The organism is Streptacidiphilus carbonis, assembly GCF_000787775.1.
GTDB classification, from domain to species: Bacteria; Actinomycetota; Actinomycetes; order Streptomycetales; family Streptomycetaceae; genus Streptacidiphilus; species Streptacidiphilus carbonis.
The window spans coordinates 102035-119715 of sequence record NZ_BBPM01000021.1 but is presented as its reverse complement, the minus strand read 5'-3'; the positions used below and the strand labels follow the sequence as shown (position 1 = coordinate 119715).

Annotated in this window: 18 protein-coding genes; 10 read left to right on the top strand and 8 right to left on the bottom strand. The window is 70.9% G+C overall.

Annotation, left to right across the window (positions count from 1 at the left end):
* Window positions 1-146: 146 nt before the first annotated feature.
* From TR46_RS18750 to TR46_RS18735, 4 genes are all read left to right on the top strand, one after another.
* The gene (locus tag TR46_RS18750) at window positions 147-1094 is read left to right on the top strand and encodes an ABC transporter ATP-binding protein (protein ID WP_042402357.1); all 948 of its coding nucleotides are present in this window, start codon (window positions 147-149) and stop codon (window positions 1092-1094) included.
* Window positions 1091-2470 (top strand): ABC transporter permease, encoded by a 1380-nt coding sequence (locus TR46_RS18745; RefSeq protein ID WP_042402353.1) that lies wholly within the window; start codon window positions 1091-1093, stop codon window positions 2468-2470. The genes TR46_RS18750 and TR46_RS18745 overlap by 4 nt, the downstream gene beginning before the upstream one ends.
* Window positions 2471-2474: 4 nt before the next feature.
* The gene (locus TR46_RS18740; RefSeq protein WP_042402350.1) at window positions 2475-5237 is read left to right on the top strand and encodes a bifunctional YncE family protein/alkaline phosphatase family protein; all 2763 of its coding nucleotides are present in this window, start codon (window positions 2475-2477) and stop codon (window positions 5235-5237) included.
* Window positions 5238-5400: 163 nt separating this feature from the next.
* Window positions 5401-6006, top strand: a complete 606-nt coding sequence (locus TR46_RS18735) for a Chromate resistance protein ChrB (RefSeq protein ID WP_201776416.1) — start codon at window positions 5401-5403, stop codon at window positions 6004-6006.
* A 39-nt stretch (window positions 6007-6045) separates the two neighbouring features.
* Here the strand turns inward: TR46_RS18735 and TR46_RS18730 are convergent, their stop codons facing one another.
* The 3 genes from TR46_RS18730 to TR46_RS18720 all read right to left on the bottom strand — a co-directional run bounded on the left by TR46_RS18730 (window position 6046) and on the right by TR46_RS18720 (window position 7912).
* Complete coding sequence (locus TR46_RS18730) at window positions 6046-6255, bottom strand: hypothetical protein (protein ID WP_084718698.1); 210 nt, start codon at window positions 6253-6255, stop codon at window positions 6046-6048.
* A complete protein-coding gene (locus tag TR46_RS18725; protein ID WP_042402341.1) occupies window positions 6252-7037 on the bottom strand; it encodes a COG4280 domain-containing protein in 786 nt (261 codons plus the stop codon). The genes TR46_RS18730 and TR46_RS18725 overlap by 4 nt, the downstream gene beginning before the upstream one ends.
* Before the next feature lie 125 nt (window positions 7038-7162).
* Window positions 7163-7912: a class I SAM-dependent methyltransferase gene (locus tag TR46_RS18720; RefSeq protein WP_042402339.1), complete on the bottom strand. Its 750-nt coding sequence runs from the start codon at window positions 7910-7912 to the stop codon at window positions 7163-7165.
* A gap of 339 nt (window positions 7913-8251) precedes the next feature.
* On the opposite strand from TR46_RS18720, the gene TR46_RS18715 reads away from it, so the two are divergent.
* The gene (locus tag TR46_RS18715) at window positions 8252-8662 is read left to right on the top strand and encodes a hypothetical protein (RefSeq protein WP_152626560.1); all 411 of its coding nucleotides are present in this window, start codon (window positions 8252-8254) and stop codon (window positions 8660-8662) included.
* Here TR46_RS18715 and TR46_RS18710 read toward each other — a convergent pair.
* A complete protein-coding gene (locus TR46_RS18710) occupies window positions 8643-9539 on the bottom strand; it encodes an ABC transporter permease (protein WP_042402334.1) in 897 nt (298 codons plus the stop codon). The genes TR46_RS18715 and TR46_RS18710 overlap by 20 nt on opposite strands.
* Window positions 9536-10489, bottom strand: coding sequence for an ABC transporter ATP-binding protein (locus TR46_RS18705; RefSeq protein WP_042402332.1), 954 nt, complete (start codon window positions 10487-10489; stop codon window positions 9536-9538). Before TR46_RS18705 ends, TR46_RS18710 begins: the two co-directional genes overlap by 4 nt.
* A 225-nt stretch (window positions 10490-10714) precedes the next feature.
* On the opposite strand from TR46_RS18705, the gene TR46_RS18700 reads away from it, so the two are divergent.
* The 4 genes from TR46_RS18700 (at window position 10715) to TR46_RS38090 (ending at window position 13071) form a co-directional block, all read left to right on the top strand.
* Window positions 10715-11209: a GNAT family N-acetyltransferase gene (locus TR46_RS18700; protein ID WP_042402479.1), complete on the top strand. Its 495-nt coding sequence runs from the start codon at window positions 10715-10717 to the stop codon at window positions 11207-11209.
* Between the two features lie 49 nt (window positions 11210-11258).
* Complete coding sequence (locus TR46_RS18695; RefSeq protein ID WP_042402330.1) at window positions 11259-11600, top strand: iron chaperone; 342 nt, start codon at window positions 11259-11261, stop codon at window positions 11598-11600.
* Window positions 11601-11729: 129 nt separating this feature from the next.
* Window positions 11730-12221, top strand: a complete 492-nt coding sequence (locus TR46_RS18690; RefSeq protein WP_042402327.1) for a hemerythrin domain-containing protein — start codon at window positions 11730-11732, stop codon at window positions 12219-12221.
* Between the two features lie 121 nt (window positions 12222-12342).
* Window positions 12343-13071, top strand: a complete 729-nt coding sequence (locus TR46_RS38090; RefSeq protein ID WP_052432919.1) for a DUF5753 domain-containing protein — start codon at window positions 12343-12345, stop codon at window positions 13069-13071.
* Between the two features lie 34 nt (window positions 13072-13105).
* Here the strand turns inward: TR46_RS38090 and TR46_RS18680 are convergent, their stop codons facing one another.
* The 3 genes from TR46_RS18680 to TR46_RS18670 form a co-directional block, all read right to left on the bottom strand.
* Window positions 13106-13408 carry an SHOCT domain-containing protein gene (locus tag TR46_RS18680; RefSeq protein ID WP_236655381.1) on the bottom strand — a complete coding sequence of 101 codons (303 nt, stop codon included), beginning with the start codon at window positions 13406-13408 and terminating at the stop codon, window positions 13106-13108.
* A 6-nt stretch (window positions 13409-13414) separates the two neighbouring features.
* Window positions 13415-13855 carry a DUF6325 family protein gene (locus TR46_RS18675; RefSeq protein ID WP_042402321.1) on the bottom strand — a complete coding sequence of 147 codons (441 nt, stop codon included), beginning with the start codon at window positions 13853-13855 and terminating at the stop codon, window positions 13415-13417.
* A gap of 175 nt (window positions 13856-14030) precedes the next feature.
* Window positions 14031-15926, bottom strand: a complete 1896-nt coding sequence (locus TR46_RS18670) for an alkyl/aryl-sulfatase (RefSeq protein WP_042402320.1) — start codon at window positions 15924-15926, stop codon at window positions 14031-14033.
* A 438-nt stretch (window positions 15927-16364) separates the two neighbouring features.
* Here TR46_RS18670 and TR46_RS18665 point away from each other — a divergent pair, with 438 nt between their 5' ends.
* On the top strand, window positions 16365-17666 hold the full coding sequence (locus TR46_RS18665) for a hypothetical protein (protein WP_052432918.1): 1302 nt from the start codon (window positions 16365-16367) through the stop codon (window positions 17664-17666).
* Window positions 17667-17681 lie beyond the last annotated feature (15 nt).

Genomic DNA, 17681 nt, shown 5'->3' with positions numbered 1-17681 from the left:
GGAGGGGGGGGGTCCCATCCGGACCCGCCCCTCCGGCGTGGCGCGCACCGGTCGTCCTCCGTTCCACGAACGTTCAACTGTCAGCCTGTGGCCGTGCTGTGCGGAGTCCCTAGAGTCCGTGGAGGCTTTTGTGAGAAGGGTGACTTATGGATGCACGCCTTGCCGTCCGGGCTCGTGGGATCACCAAGTGCTTCGGCGACATCGTCGCGCTCGACAACGTCGATCTGGATGTGGCGCAGGGTCAGATCCACGGTCTGGTCGGACCGAACGGCGCCGGCAAGACCACGCTGCTCGGTCTGCTGCTGGGCCTGTCTGCGGCGGACAGCGGCGAACTCGACATCCTCGGCACGACCGTCCGCCGCGCCCTCGACGCCCCTGACGGCGTCACCGGATTCGTCGACGGACCGGGCCTGTACCCGTCGCTCACCGCCCGGCAGAACCTCGCCGCGCTGGCCGCGCTGCGCGGCCGCGGCTCGGCGGCCGCACGGATCGACGACATCCTCGCCGAGGTCGGCCTCACCGACGTCGCCGACGACCGGGCCCGCGGCTTCTCCCTCGGCATGCGCCAGCGGCTCGGACTCGCCGCGGCCCTGCTCTCCGGGCCGCGACTGCTGGTGCTCGACGAACCCGCCAACGGCCTCGACCCGGCCGGCAAGCGGCACGTCCACGGGGTGCTGACCCGGCTCGCCGCCGAGGGCACCGGCGTGGTGCTCTCCAGCCACCGGATGGACGACCTGGAGGAGCTCTGCTCCGAGGTCACCATCCTGGCCACCGGGCGGGTCGTCTTCTCCGGGCCGCTGGGCAAGCTCGCCGCCGAGAACCGAGAACTCGACTACCGGCTGCTCACCTCCGACCCCCGGGCCGCCCTCGGCGCGGCCGCCGGCACGGCCGGGATCCGCGTCGTCGAGTCCACCGTGGCCTGGCGCGGCGCCGAGGCGTTCGTCGTCCGCGCCCTGGTGCCCGCCCTCGACGAACTGGTGGCGCGGCTGGCGCGCGACGGCGTCGCGGTGCGCGAACTCGCCCCGGTGGTCTCCCCGTTGGAGGCCGCGCTGCTCGCCCTGACCGAACCGCAGGACCAGGAGGCCGCCCGATGACCGCCACCGCGACCCCGACCACGACGCCGCGCGAGGACACCGCGGCCACTCGCGCACACCCCGTCCCGTTGGCCGGCGGCTACCGCTTCGAGCTGGTCAAGCTGGTCTCCCAGTGGCGGATCCGGCTGCTGGTGCTGGTCTGCTGGATCGCGCCCGCGCTCTTCGTCGCCGCGGTGAGCCAACAGAGCACCCTGCCCGCCGACACGCTCTTCGGCCGCTGGATGCACGCCACCGGGTGGGCCGGATCGCTGGTCGTGCTCGGCTTCTCCGGCAGCTGGGCGCTGCCGCTGCTGATCTCGGTGGTGGCCGGCGACGTCTTCGCCGCCGAGGACCGGCTCGGCACCTGGCGCCACCTGCTGGTCGCGGTCAGGTCGCCCCGGCGGATCTTCGCGGCGAAGGCACTGGCCGCCCTGACCCTCATCCTGCTGCTCGTGGCGGGGCTGGCCTGCTCCAGTGCCGGCGGCGGGCTCATCGCGGTCGGCAACCGTCCGCTGGTCGGCCTCGACGGGCACCTGCTGACGCCGTCGGACGCGGCCGTCAAGGTGCTGCTCGCCTGGGTCTGCGTACTGGCGCCGACCCTGGCCCTGGCCGCGATCGGGCTGCTCGGCTCGGTCGCGCTGGGGCGCTCCCCGATGGGCCTGCTGCTGCCCGCGCTGGTCGCGCTGGCGATGGCGCTCGCCCAGATGCTCCCGCTGCCCGTGGCGGTACGCGTCGCACTGCCCGGCTACGCCTTCATCTCCTGGAACGGGCTGTTCACCGGTCCGACGCAGCTCGAACCGCTGCTGATCAGCATCGCGGCCGGTCTGGTGTGGGCGGTGGCCGCGACCGCGGCGGCCTATGCGGTCTTCGTCCGCCGCGACTTCACCAACGCGGCGTACGACGGCACCGGTCGCCGCAGCGTCACCTTCGGGCTGCTGCCGCTGGCCGGGCTGCTCGCCGTGAGCGTCGCCGGTGTAGCGGTCGCGACCCCGTCTACCGGTTCCGGCATCGACCAGGACAAGGTCCAGCGCTCGCTCGCCACCGCATTCGCGCACCTCTACCGGATGCAGACGGACGAGCTCAACCGCCCCGCCGTGACCGAGGCGCAGCTCCAGGTGTCCGCGTCCTGCGACAGGGGCGGCGGCCAGGGCGACAACGAGGGCCCCGGCAACGACTGGCGCTGCGTGGTCACCTGGCACCTGCCCGGGGTGCAGGTCAGCGGAAGCGCCGTCTACCAACTCGACATCTCCGCGAACGGTCGCTACGTCGCCGACGGCGACGGACCGAAGGAAGTGAACGGCTACTTCCTGGTGCACACCCGCTACGGGGACGCGCCGAACCCGTTGTGGCAGTTCGACGGCAACGTCGAACTGCTCTCTGCCTCATCGAAGGGATAACACCGTGCAGGTCAAGCGGCAGCGTCGGATCAAGGAACAGGCCCCCCAGCTCAACGTTCTCGGCCGGAGAGTCGGTCGGCGGAGCGCCCTGGTCACCGCGGGTATCACGGTCGCCCTGGGCGTCACCGGCACCGCAGTCGCCTCTACCCAGCAGTTCGGCACCCAGCAGGTCGGCCAGGTCACCGCCAAGGGCCAGGTCGTGTCCGACGACCAGTACCTCAACCCCTACGGCAGCCGCACCGTCATCAACGACGGCAAGATCATGTCCTCGACGGTGAGCCCCGACGGCAGCACGCTGGCGGCCGCGGTCACCGACGGCGACGCGGCGCTGGTCATCATGGACCTGAAGACCGGTCAGGTGAAGCAGAGGATCGGCACCGGCACCGCGGACGGCCTGCGCATCAAGAGCGCCTCCGTGGGCCAGGAGGGTCCGACCTACTCCCCCGACGGCACCCAGCTCTGGCTGGGCCAGAGCGACGGCTACACCAGGTTCACGGTGAACCCGGACGGCACGCTCGCCAACCCGGTGGTCGTCTCCATCCCCGTCGACGGCACCAAGCACGCGCTGGTGGGCGCGGCCGTGTTCTCGGCCGACGGCTCCACCGTGTACTCCGCGGTCAACGGCCAGAACCGGGTCGTCGCCATCAACGCGGCGACCGGGACCATCGTGCAGAGCTGGGCCACGGGCATCGCGCCGCGCGGCCTCGCCATGGTCGGCAACAAGCTCTACGTCAGCAACGAGGGCGGCCGCCAGGCCAAGCCCGGCGAGACCACCATCAACTCCTACGGCACCGACGTGCCGGCCAACCCCGTCACCGGCGCCTCCACCACCGGCACGGTGAGCGTCATCAATGTGGCGGACCCGGCGGCGGCCGTCGGCTCCATCGACGTCGGTCTGCACCCGACCGCGGTGTACGCCAGCAAGGGCACGGTGTTCGTCACCGACACCGCCGACAACAAGGTGTCGGTCATCAGCTCGGCCCACGACCGGGTGGTGCAGACCATCACCACCCAGCCGTGGCCGGAGGCGTCGGTCGGCTACGAGCCCAACGCCGTGACGCTCACCGACGACGGCCACCTGCTGGTGACGCTCGGCCGCGCCAACGCGGTCGCCGTCTACCGCTACTCCGGGGCGCAGGAGCCGGTCAGCTACATCGGCCTGCTGCCGACCGACTACTTCCCGGCCCAGATAGCCACGGTCGGCAAGAAGATCGTGGTCTCCAACACCCGTGGCGTCGACGCCCTCCGCCCCACCACCGCCTCCGGGCACGGCACCCACGACACCACGTCCAGCCTGACCACGTTCACGCTGCCCAGCGACCGGGTCGTCAGGGAGCAGACGGTCAAGGTCTTCCAGCAGAACGGCTGGACCAACGGCTCGGTCAGCACCGCCGCCGCCACCGCCAAGAAGACGAAGGCCGTGCCGGTCCCGACCCGTATAGGCGACCCGTCGACCATCAAGCACGTCTTCCTGCTGGTCAAGGAGAACCGGACCTACGACCAGGTCTTCGGCGACCTGCCCCAGGGCAACGGCGACCCGGCGCTGACGCAGTTCGGTGAGAACGTGACTCCGAACCAGCACGCGCTGGCCCAGCAGTTCGGGCTCTACGACAACTTCTACGACGTCGGCACCAACTCCGCCGAGGGCCACAACTGGCTGATGCAGTCCGACAACCCGGAGTACACCGAGTCGTCGGCCGGCGAGTACACCCGCAGCTACGACACCGAGAACGACGTCCTCGGACACCAGAAGACCGGCTTCATCTGGACCGGCGCCCAGGCCGCCGGGAAGTCCGTCAAGGACTACGGCGAGTTCCAGTCGCTGGAGAGCAAGCCGGCCGGCGCGACCTGGCAGAACCTGTACTGCGACGCCAAGACCATGGCCGCGACCGGGGCGTCGACGGCCTACCCGATTCAGACCGGCTCGGCGATCCCGTCGCTCAACAAGGTGTCGGTGCCCGGCTTCCCGCTGTTCGACCTGAGCGTCCCGGACACCTACAAGTACCAGATCTGGAAGCAGGACTTCGAGAAGAACGGTCCGGCGAACCTGAACATGTTCTGGTTCTCCAACGACCACACCGGCGGCCCGGCCAGCCCGGCCGCCGAGGTCGCCGACAACGACCTGGCGGTCGGCAAGATGGTCGACGAGATCTCGCACAGCAAGTACTGGAAGGACTCCGCGATCTTCGTGGTCGAGGACGACTCCCAGGCCGGCCTGGACCACGTCGACGGCCACCGCGCGCCGGTCCAGGTCATCAGCCCGTACGCCCAGCACGGCGCCGTCGACAACCACTACTACTCGCAGATCACCATGGTCCGCACCATCGAGCAGATCCTCGGGGTCCAGCCGATGAACCAGAAGGACAGCGCGGCCACCCCGATGTTCGGGGCGTTCACTTCGAAGCCCAACTACACGCCGTTCACCGCGGTGCCCAACCGGACCTCGCTGACCGACGGTCTCTCCACCCCGCCGCCCTGCGGCGTGGACACCCCCGCGCCGCAGGACCCCACCGCGGCGCTGGTCCCGGCGACCACCGCGCCGCCGGCGGCCGAGAAGCAGGTCGCGGCGCAGTGGAACAGCTGGAAGTCGCACCAGCGGCTCACCGGCCCGAGCGCCGTGCCCGACTACGCCAACCCCGAGCAGATGAACCGCTTCACCTGGTACCAGACCCACAACTGGACCAAGGCGTACCCGGGTGACAGCAAGATCCTCGCCCCGAACGACGTGCCCGGCGCGTCCATCCCGTCGGCGGAGAACGACAACTGACGGAGCCCGACCGCATCACAGGATGCCCCGGCCGGCGGTGACGCCGGCCGGGGCATCCTGCGTCCCCTCGGCTGCGAACGGCCCGGTCGCGGTGCGTCCGCGTCCGGCCCGCACGGCTACGCTGATCAGGTAGGTCGCGAGACCGGTCGTCGGAGGAGTGCAGGTGGCGCAGACAGTGGGACAGCCCGGTCCGAAGGGCGACGCCGGGCGGGCGGACGGGCACCTGGCGGAGGGTTCCGGGGTGCGCTGGCTGGTCCTGGTCTACAAGGTCCCGGCCGAGCCGACCCGGCTGCGGGCCGGGGTGTGGCGCAAGATCAAGGGCCTGGGCGCCATCTACCTGCAGAACTCGGTGGCGGCGCTACCGCAGGGCCCGGGCGCGGAGCGGTCCTTGCGGGTGCTGCGCAACGAGATCGTGGAAATGGGCGGCAGCGCGCTGCTGCTGGGCTCCGAGGTGCTGTCCGGCAGCGCGGAGATCGAGCAGGCCTTCAACGCGGCCCGCGACGACGAGTACGAGGAGATCGTCGACCGCTGCCAGGACTTCCTGGGGCAGATCGAGAAGGAGTACCGGGCCGAGCACTTCACCTACGCCGAGTTGGAGGAGAACGACGAGGACCTGGTGAAGCTGCGCAACTGGTTCGCCAAGGTGGAGAACCGGGACGTGCTGGCGGCGTCCGGCAAGGCCGAGGCGACGGCGGCGCTGGCCAGGTGCGAGCAGGTCCTGGACGAGTACGCGGCCCGGGTCTATGCCGAGGAGGGGGAGGGCCGCTGACGGGCCGTCCCCCGTCTCACCCCCGTCCCACCGCGCGCTTCACCCCCGCCGGGCCGACCGCACCGCCCGGCGCAGCGACAGCCCCAGCAGCAGGACCACCGCGACCGGCGGCAGCCACCAGGCGTCGACCCCGCCCCGGACCAGGCCGTAGGTCGCCGCCAGGGCCAGCACCACGCCGACGGCGACCCGCCAGTCGTCGCCGACGATGAAGTCGTACCAGAACATCGCGAACGTGCGCAGCAGGGTCACGTCAGGCTTCCTTCCACGGGGGCGCCGGAGGGGGTGCCCCCGGAGTTCTTCGCGCCGGGGCCGCTGCGGCGCAGGACGGCGGTGCAGCCGAGCGCGACCAGGGCCACCACCGGGACCAGCACCAGCAGCGAGGTGTCCGAGCCGGGCCAGTGGGCCCCGGTTCCCTCGGTGGCCCAGAACACGCCGAAGGCGGTGAGCATGGTGCCCACCACGAACTTCATGGTGTTCTCCGGGACCTTCGCCAGCGGTGCGCGGACCGCGACGCCGACGGCGGCGACCAGGACCACCGCGGCCAGCGCGCCGAGTACGGCGACCGGCACGTCCTTCTGGTTGTTGCCGAAGGTGACCACGATGAAGGCCACCTCCAGGCCCTCCAGGAAGGTGCCCTTGAAGGACAGGGTGAAGGCGTACCAGTCACGCACGGCGCCGCGCCCGCCGCCCGCCGCCGCGCGGGCGGCTTCCACCTCGTCGGCGAAGGCCGCCGTCTCGTCGTGCAGGGCCTTGTGGCCGGAGCCGCGCAGCACGGCCTTGCGCAGCCACTGCAGGCCGAAGACCAGCAGCAGCGCGCCGACGACCAGGCGCAGCCCGTTGATCGGGATCAGCGAGACGGCCGGGCCCAGGACCGCGACGGTGGCGGCGAGGGCGACCAGTGCGGCGCCGGCCCCCTGGAGGGCGGAGCCCCAGTGCCGGGCGGTCCCGGCGGCCAGGATGACGGTCAGCGCCTCGACGGCCTCCACCGTGCAGGCGAGGAAGACCGTGAGGAAGAGAACCCAGGAGCTCACGTGGCGGCTCCCGGGGCGGGCACGGGCGGTGGGGTGGTCATCGGACCTCCGTCGAATTCCATCACACTAGAAGTGTAACGACGGTTAGATCCATAGAGCCACAGCTGAAACGGAGCGGATCTGCCTCAGGCGTGGCAGCGCAGCATCTCGAACGCCGGGTTGGCCCGGTAGTCCTCCCAGAATCCGTCACCATATGCGGCGGTCCCGGCGGGCGACACCTCGGTCGGCACCCAGGTGATCCCACGGAACCCCGCCCTGGCCAGGGACGTCTCGAACACCTCGCGGCGTGCCAGACCGGAGGTGAACGTGATCGGCGCCCCCTCCAACAGAGCGGTGACCCTCACCCGGGGCCCCGTGCCGGCCTGCTCGCCGGTCAGCTCGGTGAGGAACCCGTACGGGCGCGGCGACGGCCCGGAGAAGTCGTAGTCCGGCGTCTGGTGGAGCATGAGGAACTCACCGCCGCTCTTCAGGCTCTGGTGCACCTTGCGGCAGAGGTGCTCGAATTCGGCGACGGTCTCCGCGTAGTTCAGCAGCATCACCGCGGTCGCCATGTCGAACCGCTCCCCCGGCAGCGACAGGTCGGCCACATCGCCGACCTGGTAGCGCACCCCCAGCGGGTCGGCCTGCTCGATGCCCTCGGCGGCGCGGATCATCTCACCGGAGATGTCGACGCCGAGCACGTCCGCCGCTCCGCGCCGTTTGAGCTCACGGCTGTAGAAGCCGGTGCCGCAGGCCAGGTCGAGCACCTTCCGGCCGGTGACGTCCCCGACCATGCCGAGGAAGCTGGGCGCCTCCACGTACCGGGCCAGCGGCAGGCTCTTGAAGCCCTCGAACGCCTCACCGATCTCGTCGTACGTCTGCTGCGCACCGCTCACCGCGGACTCCCTCCGTCGTGGTGTCCCGGCCTGGGACACCCGGGCAGTCTCTCCGCGCCCGGCGTTCGGCCCGTACTGGCAGAAGCCACAAAGATCGGGGGGCCTGCGACCGCGTCGTGTGAAGGATGTACGGGCTCTGCCTGCTCCCGGGGCTGCCGCCGCACCGGACCTGACCTGGCGTCACCCTCTCGCCCGCCTCGACGTGCCCCGCGAACGGAGCACCCCTGGCGTGAACGATCAGCCCCTCCGGCTACGCCACCTACGGCCAGATGGCCGTGGTCCTGCGCTGAGTCCGCTCCGGCCGGGGCCTTGTGGCGCCGCGCCCTCCCGGTCGACATCATGGGACCCGTCAGTCAGTACTCCAGGGGGACGGCCGCCATCGTGAGCATCATCTACACACTGATCCTGTTCGCCGGGATCGCGCTGCCGGCCCGGCACGCCGACGACCAGGCCACCGCCCACTGGTGGCAGCCCCTCGTCGCCGCCGTGCTCATCGGCGCCGCCGCGGCCGTCGCGGGACGCATGCGCCCCCGGCCGGTGTCCTACTTCGCGATCGGCACCGCCGTCGGCTGCACGATCGGCATCGTCGGAGCCCCGTTCTGGCACCACGCCAACCAGGAGCCGGCGCTCGTCGCAGGCCTCCTCCTCTCCGGCGCGGTGCTGTTCCTGTGCGCCGGAGAGATGAACCGACGGCGGTACGACACCCGGATGATGCCGGTCCGCGCGGACGTCAGGCGTCGCGCTTCTTGAACAGGACCGCCCCGGCGACGATGACGGCCGCGGCATACGCTGCGAAGACGGCGAACCCGGTCCAGGGTGACAGCATCGGGATGCTGCCGTCGCCGAGCTTGCGCAGGCCCCACAGCTGGCCGCCGGCGAAGAACGGCACCCACTTGTCGACGTGCTTGGCCCAGTCCGAGGGCAGGAACTGCGCCATGATGAAGGTCACGAACAGCACGCCGATGGCCGCGGTGATCGCGCCGGCCGTGTGCCGCAGCAGCGCCGCGAGGCCGAAGGCGAGCAGGCCGCTGACAGCGAGGTAGAGGCCGCCGCCGATCACGGCCTGCAGGACGTGCGGTGCGCCGATCGTCGTCGACAGGTCATGGATGGTGATGACCGGATGGCCGGCCGGCCCCGGGCCCTTGGCACCCACCGGCCCCCGGAAATCATGGACCGACACCTTGGCGAAGAACGCCTGGCCGATGAAGAACGAGGTGAAGCTGCAGAACAGGCCGGTGACCAGGGCCACGCCGGTGAAGACCGAGAGCTTGGCGCCGAAGACGACCCCGCGGCGCGGCATGGACGTCAGCGAGGTGCGGATCATCCCGGTGGCGTACTCGCTGGACATCGTCATCGCGCCGATCACCACGATCACCAGCTGGCCGAAGACGATGCCGAACATCGCACTGCGGACCGGGTCGAAGGTCGGCACGTCCTGGATGTCCGTGTGTCCCGACGAGCCCCAGGCGAACAGCGTGCTGATGCCGATGGTGACGATCGCGGTCGCCAGGAGGGTCCACACCGTGGACCGCACCGAGCGGATCTTGGTCCACTCCGAGCGCAGGGCGCCGCCGAAACCGGCCCGGCCGGTGGCCGGCGGAAGGCCGACAGCGGTGAGAGTCGTCATGATCCGGCCTCGACCTTTCCGTCCGCCGACGCGAGCTGCGCCGCCGGGACCGTCGCGTGGAACTCCACGCTGTCCTTCGTCAGTTCCATGAACGCCTGCTCCAACGAGGCCTGCAGCGGCGACAGTTCGTGGATCCGGACGCCGTTGTCGAACGCGAGGTCGCCGACCTGCGTCAGGTCGAGACCGCTGACCAGCAGCGTCCCGTCGGCGCCGGGCTTCGCCCGGCCGCCCGCAGTGTCCACGAGCTCGGCGAGCTTCTCCGGCTCGGTGGTGCGCACCCTGACCTGGAGGGCGGAGTTGCGGTCGATGAACTCCTGCACCGTGCAGTCGGAGATCAACCGGCCCTGGCCGATGACGATCAGGTGGTCGGCGGTGTTCTCCATCTCCGACATGAGGTGGCTGGAGACGAAGACCGTGCGGCCCTCCGAGGCCAGTCCCTTCATCAGGTTCCGGATCCAGAGGATGCCCTCCGGGTCCAGCCCGTTCACCGGCTCGTCGAACATCAGCACCTTGGGGTCGCCCAGCAGCGCGCCGGCGATGCCCAGCCGCTGGCCCATGCCCAGCGAGAAGCCCTTGGACCGCTTCCTGGCGACGTCACTCAGGCCGACCAGCTCCAGGACCTCCGCGACCCTGCTCTTCGGCAGGTCGTTGGTCTGCGCCAGGCACAGCAGGTGGTTGTAGGCCGAGCGCCCGCCGTGGATCGCCTTGGCGTCCAGCAGCGCGCCGACCTCGCGCATCGGATGCGCCATCGCGGCCAGCGGCTTTCCGTCGATGGTGACGCTCCCGGCGGTCGGGGCGTCCAGACCGAGGATCATCCGCATCGTCGTCGACTTGCCGGCCCCGTTCGGCCCCAGGAAGCCCGTGACCTGGCCCGGCCGGACGGCGAACGTCAGCTGGTCGACGGCCAGCCGTTCGCCGTATCTCTTGGTGAGGCCTGATGCCTCGATCATGACTTCTACGCCCTCTCGCGGTTGACCTGCTCCCGACGCGGCGAGAGTAGCGCCGTCCGTCCGGCGGCACGTCAGCTCCTGTGCTGAGCCGGGGTACATCTGAAGGATGACCGCAACGGCACGCCGCCCGCGCACGGGCCCGCCGTCGGCGCAGCCCCTGCCCGGCGCCACGACCCCCGGGGCGCCTTGACGCAGCTGATCCACACCTGGGTAGTCTTCACGCCCATGACCTGGCTGCCCGAAGACTTCGTCCACCCCCTCCGCGTCCCCGTGCTCGACGGCTACCACCTGCGTCCGATCCGGGCCACCGACACCGAAATCGACTACCCGGCCGTGATGGGTTCGCGGGAGCGGCTCTGGTCGATCTTCGGCGAGGCATGGGGCTGGCCCGCGGCCACGATGACCGAGGAGGAGGACCGCAAGGACCTGGCCCGGCACGAGCGCGAGGCCGACGCCCACCAGTCCTTCAACTACGCGCTGTTCGACGCCGACGAGACGGCGCTGCTGGGCTGCGTCTACATCGACCCGCCGGAGAAGCAGGACGCCGACGCCGAGCTGTCCTGGTGGGTGGTGGACGAGCTGGTCGGCACACAGGTCGAGAAGGCACTGGACGCCCTGGTCCCCGACTGGATAGCCGCCGACTGGCCGTTCCGGCACCCCCGCTGCATCGGCCGCGACCTCTCCTGGCAGGAGTGGCTGGCCCTGCCCGCCAGGAAGTGAACCGGGCAGCCCGCAGGCGCCCGGGGAGGTCGGCCGCCAGAATGGTCGCATGGACAGGGAAGCGCAGCGCTACATCGACGGAATCCCCTCCGAGCACCGCCCGCTGTTCGACCGGGTGAGCGGGCTGATCCTGGAGGCGTACCCCGGGGCGGCGCCCGTGCTGTCCTACGGGATGCCGACCTACCGGGTGGGCAAGCGGAAGCTGCACGTCGGGGCCTGGAAGCACGGCATCTCGATCTACGGGTGGGGCGCCGGTGCGGATGCCGAATTCATCGCCCGCCATCCAGCACTCCTCCACGGCAAGGCGACCATCCGGCTCCGTCCGCAGGACGCGGCCGACGTCACCGACGACGAACTGCGGGGGCTGATCCGCGCCGCACTGGAGTCCTGACGACGGCACGGACCATCGGCCGGCCCCGCAACCGGCGGACACGCCCGGCCGGCTGACTGCCGGTCATTTCGGCCCTGTGCGGCATATAAACGACGCACATGGCCGAAATGTCAGGGAGCAGACTCCGAGGTGTGCCACTACTGCGGTTGCCGCGACATCCCGCTGATCAGGGAGTTCATCGCCGAGCACGAGTCGGTGACCAACCTGGCCGGGGACTTCCGGCGCGCGCTGCAGCGGGGCGGGACGGCGACGGCCCGGGTGCTGGTGGACCGGATCTCCGCCGAGCTGTCCGCGCACTGGCGCGGCGAGGAGGACGGCCTGTTCGCCGTGATGGCCCAGGACCCGGAGTACACCGCGTACATCGACGACCTGGTCCGCGAACACCGCGAACTCCACGCCCTGCTGGCCGCCGCCGACCTCGGCGACCCCGGCGACGCGGACCTGGTCCTGACCGCACTGGACGGTCTGCACCAGCACATCGCCAAGGAGGAGGACGGCCTCTTCCCCGCATCGCTCACCGCCCTCAGCGGTCCTGAGTGGGACTTCGCGATGGCGGCCTGGCGCGAGACCCCTCGACCTGCGAAGGAACCCGGGCACGAGCCCGGAACCAACCGCGGCTGACAGCCCGTGAGACCGGCCGCGACCGGCGCATCAGCTGCTGGCATAGTCCGATCGTCCGCTGTGGCAGGTTCACCCCCGGCACCGGCTGACAGGTGGTCACCCACGTCGCAGGATGGTCTCCATGAACCAGATCCAAGAGGTGGAAGTCGGCGCGGCTCTGCTGCATGAATGCCCCCAGTGCGGGCAACTCCCGCACCAGTCCTGCATCACAGCGGGCGGCAATCGCGCGGACAAGCCGCATGACGTCCGGCTGCGCGCGGCCGCCCGGTCCCGGACCCCGGTCATCCGGGTCGCCCCTGCGGTCACCGCCGTCGCCGCCGCCGAGCGGCGGGCCACCATGATCTACTGCTGGGCCCCGACCGTCGTCCCGCTGCTGATGCAGACCGGCGACTACACCATGGCCCTGCTCTCCGGGCCGCTGGGCCAGCCCACGCCGGAGGCCGTCGCCGCGTACCGGGAGGTGCACGAGGAGCGGAAGGCACGGGCCCGCGGCGGCGTGCCGGTGCAGGCGGTCATCGGCGAGGCCGCGCTGCGCTCGGTTGTCGGCGGTCCCGAGGTGATGCGCGGACAGATCGGGCAGTTGCTGGCTCTCCCGGAACGGTTCACGGTGCGGGTGCTGCCGTTCACCGAACCGGCCCAGGGACGTGCCGCGTTCATGGCGCTGGACCTCGAACGGCCGGTCGAGCGACTGGTGTTCGTCGAGGGGTACCGGGAGGGGTTCGAGAGCGTCCCAGAGGTCGTCGAGGGCCACCTCGAACGCTTCCAGTACCTGTCCCGGCGTTCGTTGGACGCCGACGAGTCACGCGGATTCCTGCAGAGCCTGCTGGACGACGTAAGCGCGTGGGGGTAGCGGCACCAACGCACCGCGCAAGCCGGGCGGCACCTCAGCCGTTGAGGATCCTGGCCTTCTCGCTCTCGAACTCGGCTTCCGTCAGCACACCCTGGGCCTTGAGGTCGGCCAGCGCGGTCAGCTGCGAGACCCGGTCCTGGGCGGGCGCCGCCGGAGCCGGCGGGGCAACCGGCTGCTGGGCCATGGCCTGCTGCTCGGCCAGCGCCTGCTGCCCGGCGCTGCGTTCGGCCGCACCCCGCTGGACCCGGCCCGAGACCGCGCTCGCAGTTCCGGCCACCACGGCCGTCCGGGCCACGGTGCCGAGCAGGCCCGGGCGTCCCATCCTTCTGCGGATCATGACCGTCTACTCCTCTTCCAGGGATTCGATCGCGGCGACCACCGTGTCGCGCGGAATGCGTTCCAGCAGCGCGACCTGGCCGCCCGACCCGCGCAGTGCGGCGGTCAGGCGCGCGGCCCAGGTGTTCTCCCAGACCACCACCAGGGCCGAGGACTCCGCCGGCAGCGACTCCGCCACGGAGTTCAGGTCCTCCGCGCTGAGCAGGTCGAACTCGCGCACCGCGACCCTGTCGAAGGCATCCGCCAGGCCCGCGTCCTCCAGCTCCACCACCGCCGTCGAACCGTCGGCGCCCTTGCTGACGAAGGTCAGGTCGAGGATCCGGACGGTCCCGCTGTCCTGCAGTTCCCGCAGCGCGGGGGCGACGTCGCCGTTGAACCGGTTTCCCGGGAACGCGACGGCGGCCACATCGACCGGACCGACTGTGTCCGCCCTGAGTCCGTCTGGCATCGGCGTACCGCCCTTCTGCTCATTGACGATCACTAATAGGAACAAAGCCCCTATATCGGGCAGCCTAGGGGCCGGACTCGCCTGTCGCATCCCCACGCGGCCGCCTCAGCACGTGGCCGCCTCAGCACGTTGTCGCCTCACCACAGGTCGACTTCCACAGGTGGAGGGGCCGGCGTCAGGGAGTGACGATCGCGAAGTCGGGGTCGGGGGCGCTCAGACAGCCCAGCAGTTCGGCCAGCCTGCCCGGGTCGCCGGAGACCCGCGCCCGCCCGGTCAGATCCGCCGCCGGGACCACACCGAGCAGGACCGCCCGCAGGTCGGCCTCAGCGAGGGTGATCTCCACATCCGGGTCGCCGGCCGGCCTGCTGTCACCGAAGGCGTGTGTCAGCACGCCGTTGTGCAGACGCATCGTGATGCGTTCGCCGCCTTCCAGGTTCCAGCGCACGGTGATGGTCTTGTCCCAACTGCGCGGGCCGTCGACCCGGATGGCGAGGGCGTCGAACAGCTGGTCCAACGTCAGCGCGGCCATCAGGTCCGGCGAGGCGGCAACGGTCGGGGTGCCGACCGGGCCGTGACGCAGTTCCAGAGCGCCCATCAGGAAGAAGTTGCGCCAGGGACCGTTCTCACTGCCGTAGCCGAGCTGCTCCAGGGCGTCCGATTGCAGTCCGCGCGCCTCGGCGTTGTCGGGTTCGGCGAACAGCACATGGTTCACCACCTGGGCCACCCAGCGGAAGTCGCCCTCCGCGAAGGACTTGCGGGCACTCTGCAGCACCTGGTCGGAACCGCCCATGAAGGCGAGGTAGCGGGTGGCCGCCTCGACCGGAGGGTGCTCCCACAGGTGGGCCGGATTGCCGTCGAACCAGCCCAGGTAGCGCTGGTAGACAGCCTTGGTGTTGTGACTGACCGAGCCGTAGTAGCCGTGGGTGTGCCAGGCGCGCTCCAGGGCCGGCGGCATCTGCATCCGCTCGGCGATCTCCGATCCGGTCAGCCCCTGGTTGAGCATGCGCAAGGTCTGGTCGTGCAGATAGGCGTAGGTGTCACGCTGCTCGGACAGGAACTCCTGGACCCGCTCCCGACCCCACACCGGCCAGTGGTGGGAGGCGAAGGCGACGTCGGTACCGTCCAGGAACAGCTCGACCGCCTCGGCCAGGTAGCGCGCCCAGACCCGGGGGTCGCGGACCTCCGCGCCGCGCAGGGTCAGCAGGTTGTGCAGGTTGTGGGTGGCGTTCTCGGCCATGCACAGCGCGGACCGGTCCGGGAAGTGGATGTTCAGCTCGGCCGGGGCCTCGGTGCCCGGGGTCAGCTGGAAGACCATGCGGATGCCGTCGACCGTCTCGGTGTGCCCGGTACGGGTGACCGTGAGCGTGGGCGGGATCAGACTCACCGTGCCGGTGGAGGTGGTCTGGCCCAGACCGGTGCCGATCTGTCCCTGCGGACCGGTGGGCAGGGCCGCGCCGTACATGTACGCGGCACGCCTGGCCATCGCGGTGCCCGCGTAGACGTTCTCGCGGACCGCGTGCTCCAGGAAGCCCTCGGGAGCGATGACCGGGATCCCGCCGGCCACGTCCTCGTCACTGACCACGCCCTTGACGCCGCCGAAATGGTCCACATGGCTGTGCGTGTACAGCACCGCGGTCACCGGCCGGTCGCCGCGGTGGGCGCGGTACAGGGCCAGAGCCGCCGCTGCGGTCTCGGTGGAGATCAGCGGGTCGATGACCAGGACCCCGCGCTCGCCCTCGACCACCGTCATGTTGGACAGGTCGAACCCGCGGATCTGGTAGATGCCCTCGACGACCTCGAACAGGCCGTGACCGGAGGAGAGCCGGCTCTGGCGCCACAGGCTGGGGTTGGCGGTGGGCGGGCAGTCCTGGTCCAGGAAGGCATAGGCGTTCAGGTCCCACACCGGCTTCCCGTCGGCACCGGGGATGAGTCCGTCCTCCAGGGTGCCCAGCAGGCCCCGGGCGGCATCGTCGAAGTCGCTGGTGTCCTCGAAGGGGTACTGCTTGAGTACCGCTTCGTTTCCGGCGGCGATCCCCGCCTGGGCTTCCTTCGACCGGTCGTCCTGGGCCATGTCCAGCTCCCCTTTCCCGGCCTTCCGGCGTTGCGACCGACCGGACCATGGTGCGGTGCCGCGCACTGCGGCACTCCCGGCCACTCTCGCGGGACCGGGCCGCGCCGACCATCCGAGTGCTCCGTCCGGTGGACGGCGGCCGACCCGAGGCCGTGTTGACGGCGACCCGCTCAGGCGGCCGAACAGGGCCATGCCCTGGGGAACCATCAGCTCGGGCTCGGCGATGCCCTTCCGGTCACGCTGCCACGCGCCCGTGCGGCCGCTGCTGGCAGTCGCGTTCGTCCTCCTGGCTGCACCGGTCGCCGCGATCGTCGGCTTCAGCACCCACTGAAACGGTCCGTCAGCAGGATCTCCCAACGGGTCAACCCCGCTCGCTGCTTCCGGTACGGGCCCGTTGACTGGATCTCTGCCGGGTACGACGACGGATCGGAGGGCACCGTGGACGGGCAACCCGGACGCGCTGACGAGGCGGAGCTCGATCGGCTGCGGCACCAGGTGGCCGAGCTCTCCCGTCCGCACCACCGGCTGCGTTCGACCGGAGCAGGGATCCTGCTGGCGCTGGTGCTCATCCTGACGCCGCTGGCGGTGGTCGCCTCCTGGACCGCGAGCATCATGGGTGACACCGACCGCTACGTCGCCACCATGGGTCCGCTGGTGGAGAGCCCGGCGGTCCAGGAGGCGATCGCCGCCCGGGCCGGCACAGCAGTCTCCCAGCACCTTGACCTGAACACCCTGCTGGAGCAGGTGGCGCCGACCGACCGGCCGCTGCTGACCCGGGCCTTGGGACGGCTGGGCACGCCCATCGAGAGCGCACTGGCCGGCTTCGTCCAGAAGCAGACGCTGGCGGTCGTCTCCAGCAGCTGGTTCCGGACCTTCTGGACCGACGCCAACCGTCGCATCCACACCAGCATGGTCAAGGCCCTCACCGGCAAGGGCGGCGGCGCGGTGCGGCTGACCGACAACAGCGTCACCATCGACCTCGCACCCGTCATCGACCAGGTCAAGCAGCGACTGGTCGACTCCGGGGTGACCATCGCCGCGAAGATCCCCACCGTGCACACCTCCTTCACCGTCTTCGACGCCGAACACATCAGCGCCGCCAGGACCGGGTTCCGGCTGCTGCAGCTGCTCGGCGACTGGCTCGGCGTACTCACCGTCCTGCTGGCCGCACTCGCGGTCTGGCTGGCCCGGCGCAGGCGTCGGGCATTGGTCACCGCCGCCGTGCTGGTCGCCGCCGGGGCGCTGCTGCTCGGCCTGGGCCTGGTGGTCGGGCGCGCGATCTACCTGGACAGACTTCCGGCCACGGTCGCCTCCGACGCCGCAGCCGCCGTCTTCGACCAGCTGGTGCGCTTCCTGCGCACCGCGGTGCGCTCGGTCGCGGTGCTGGGCATCGCCGTCGCCCTAGGCGCCTGGCTCTCCGGGCCCGGCCGCCGGGCAGCACAGCTGCGGTCGCTCTGGTCCGCGGGTATCGGCGCCACCCGCGACGCCGGGGAGCAGATGGGTCTGCGGTTGGGACCGGTGCCCGGTTTCGTGCACCGCTGGAAGCGCTGGCTGGTGTGGACCGCCCTCGCGGCCGGCGGCCTGACCCTGGCGTTGTGGTCCTACCCCACCGGCTGGGTCGTGGTCGGCATCGTGCTCGCCGTGCTGTTCGCCGTCACCGTCATCGAGTTCCTGGACCGGGAGCCCGAAGCCGACAGCCCGTCAGGAGACTCCGTCCCGGGCCTCGGCGGCGCCGGCTGATGCAGGTGGACGCCG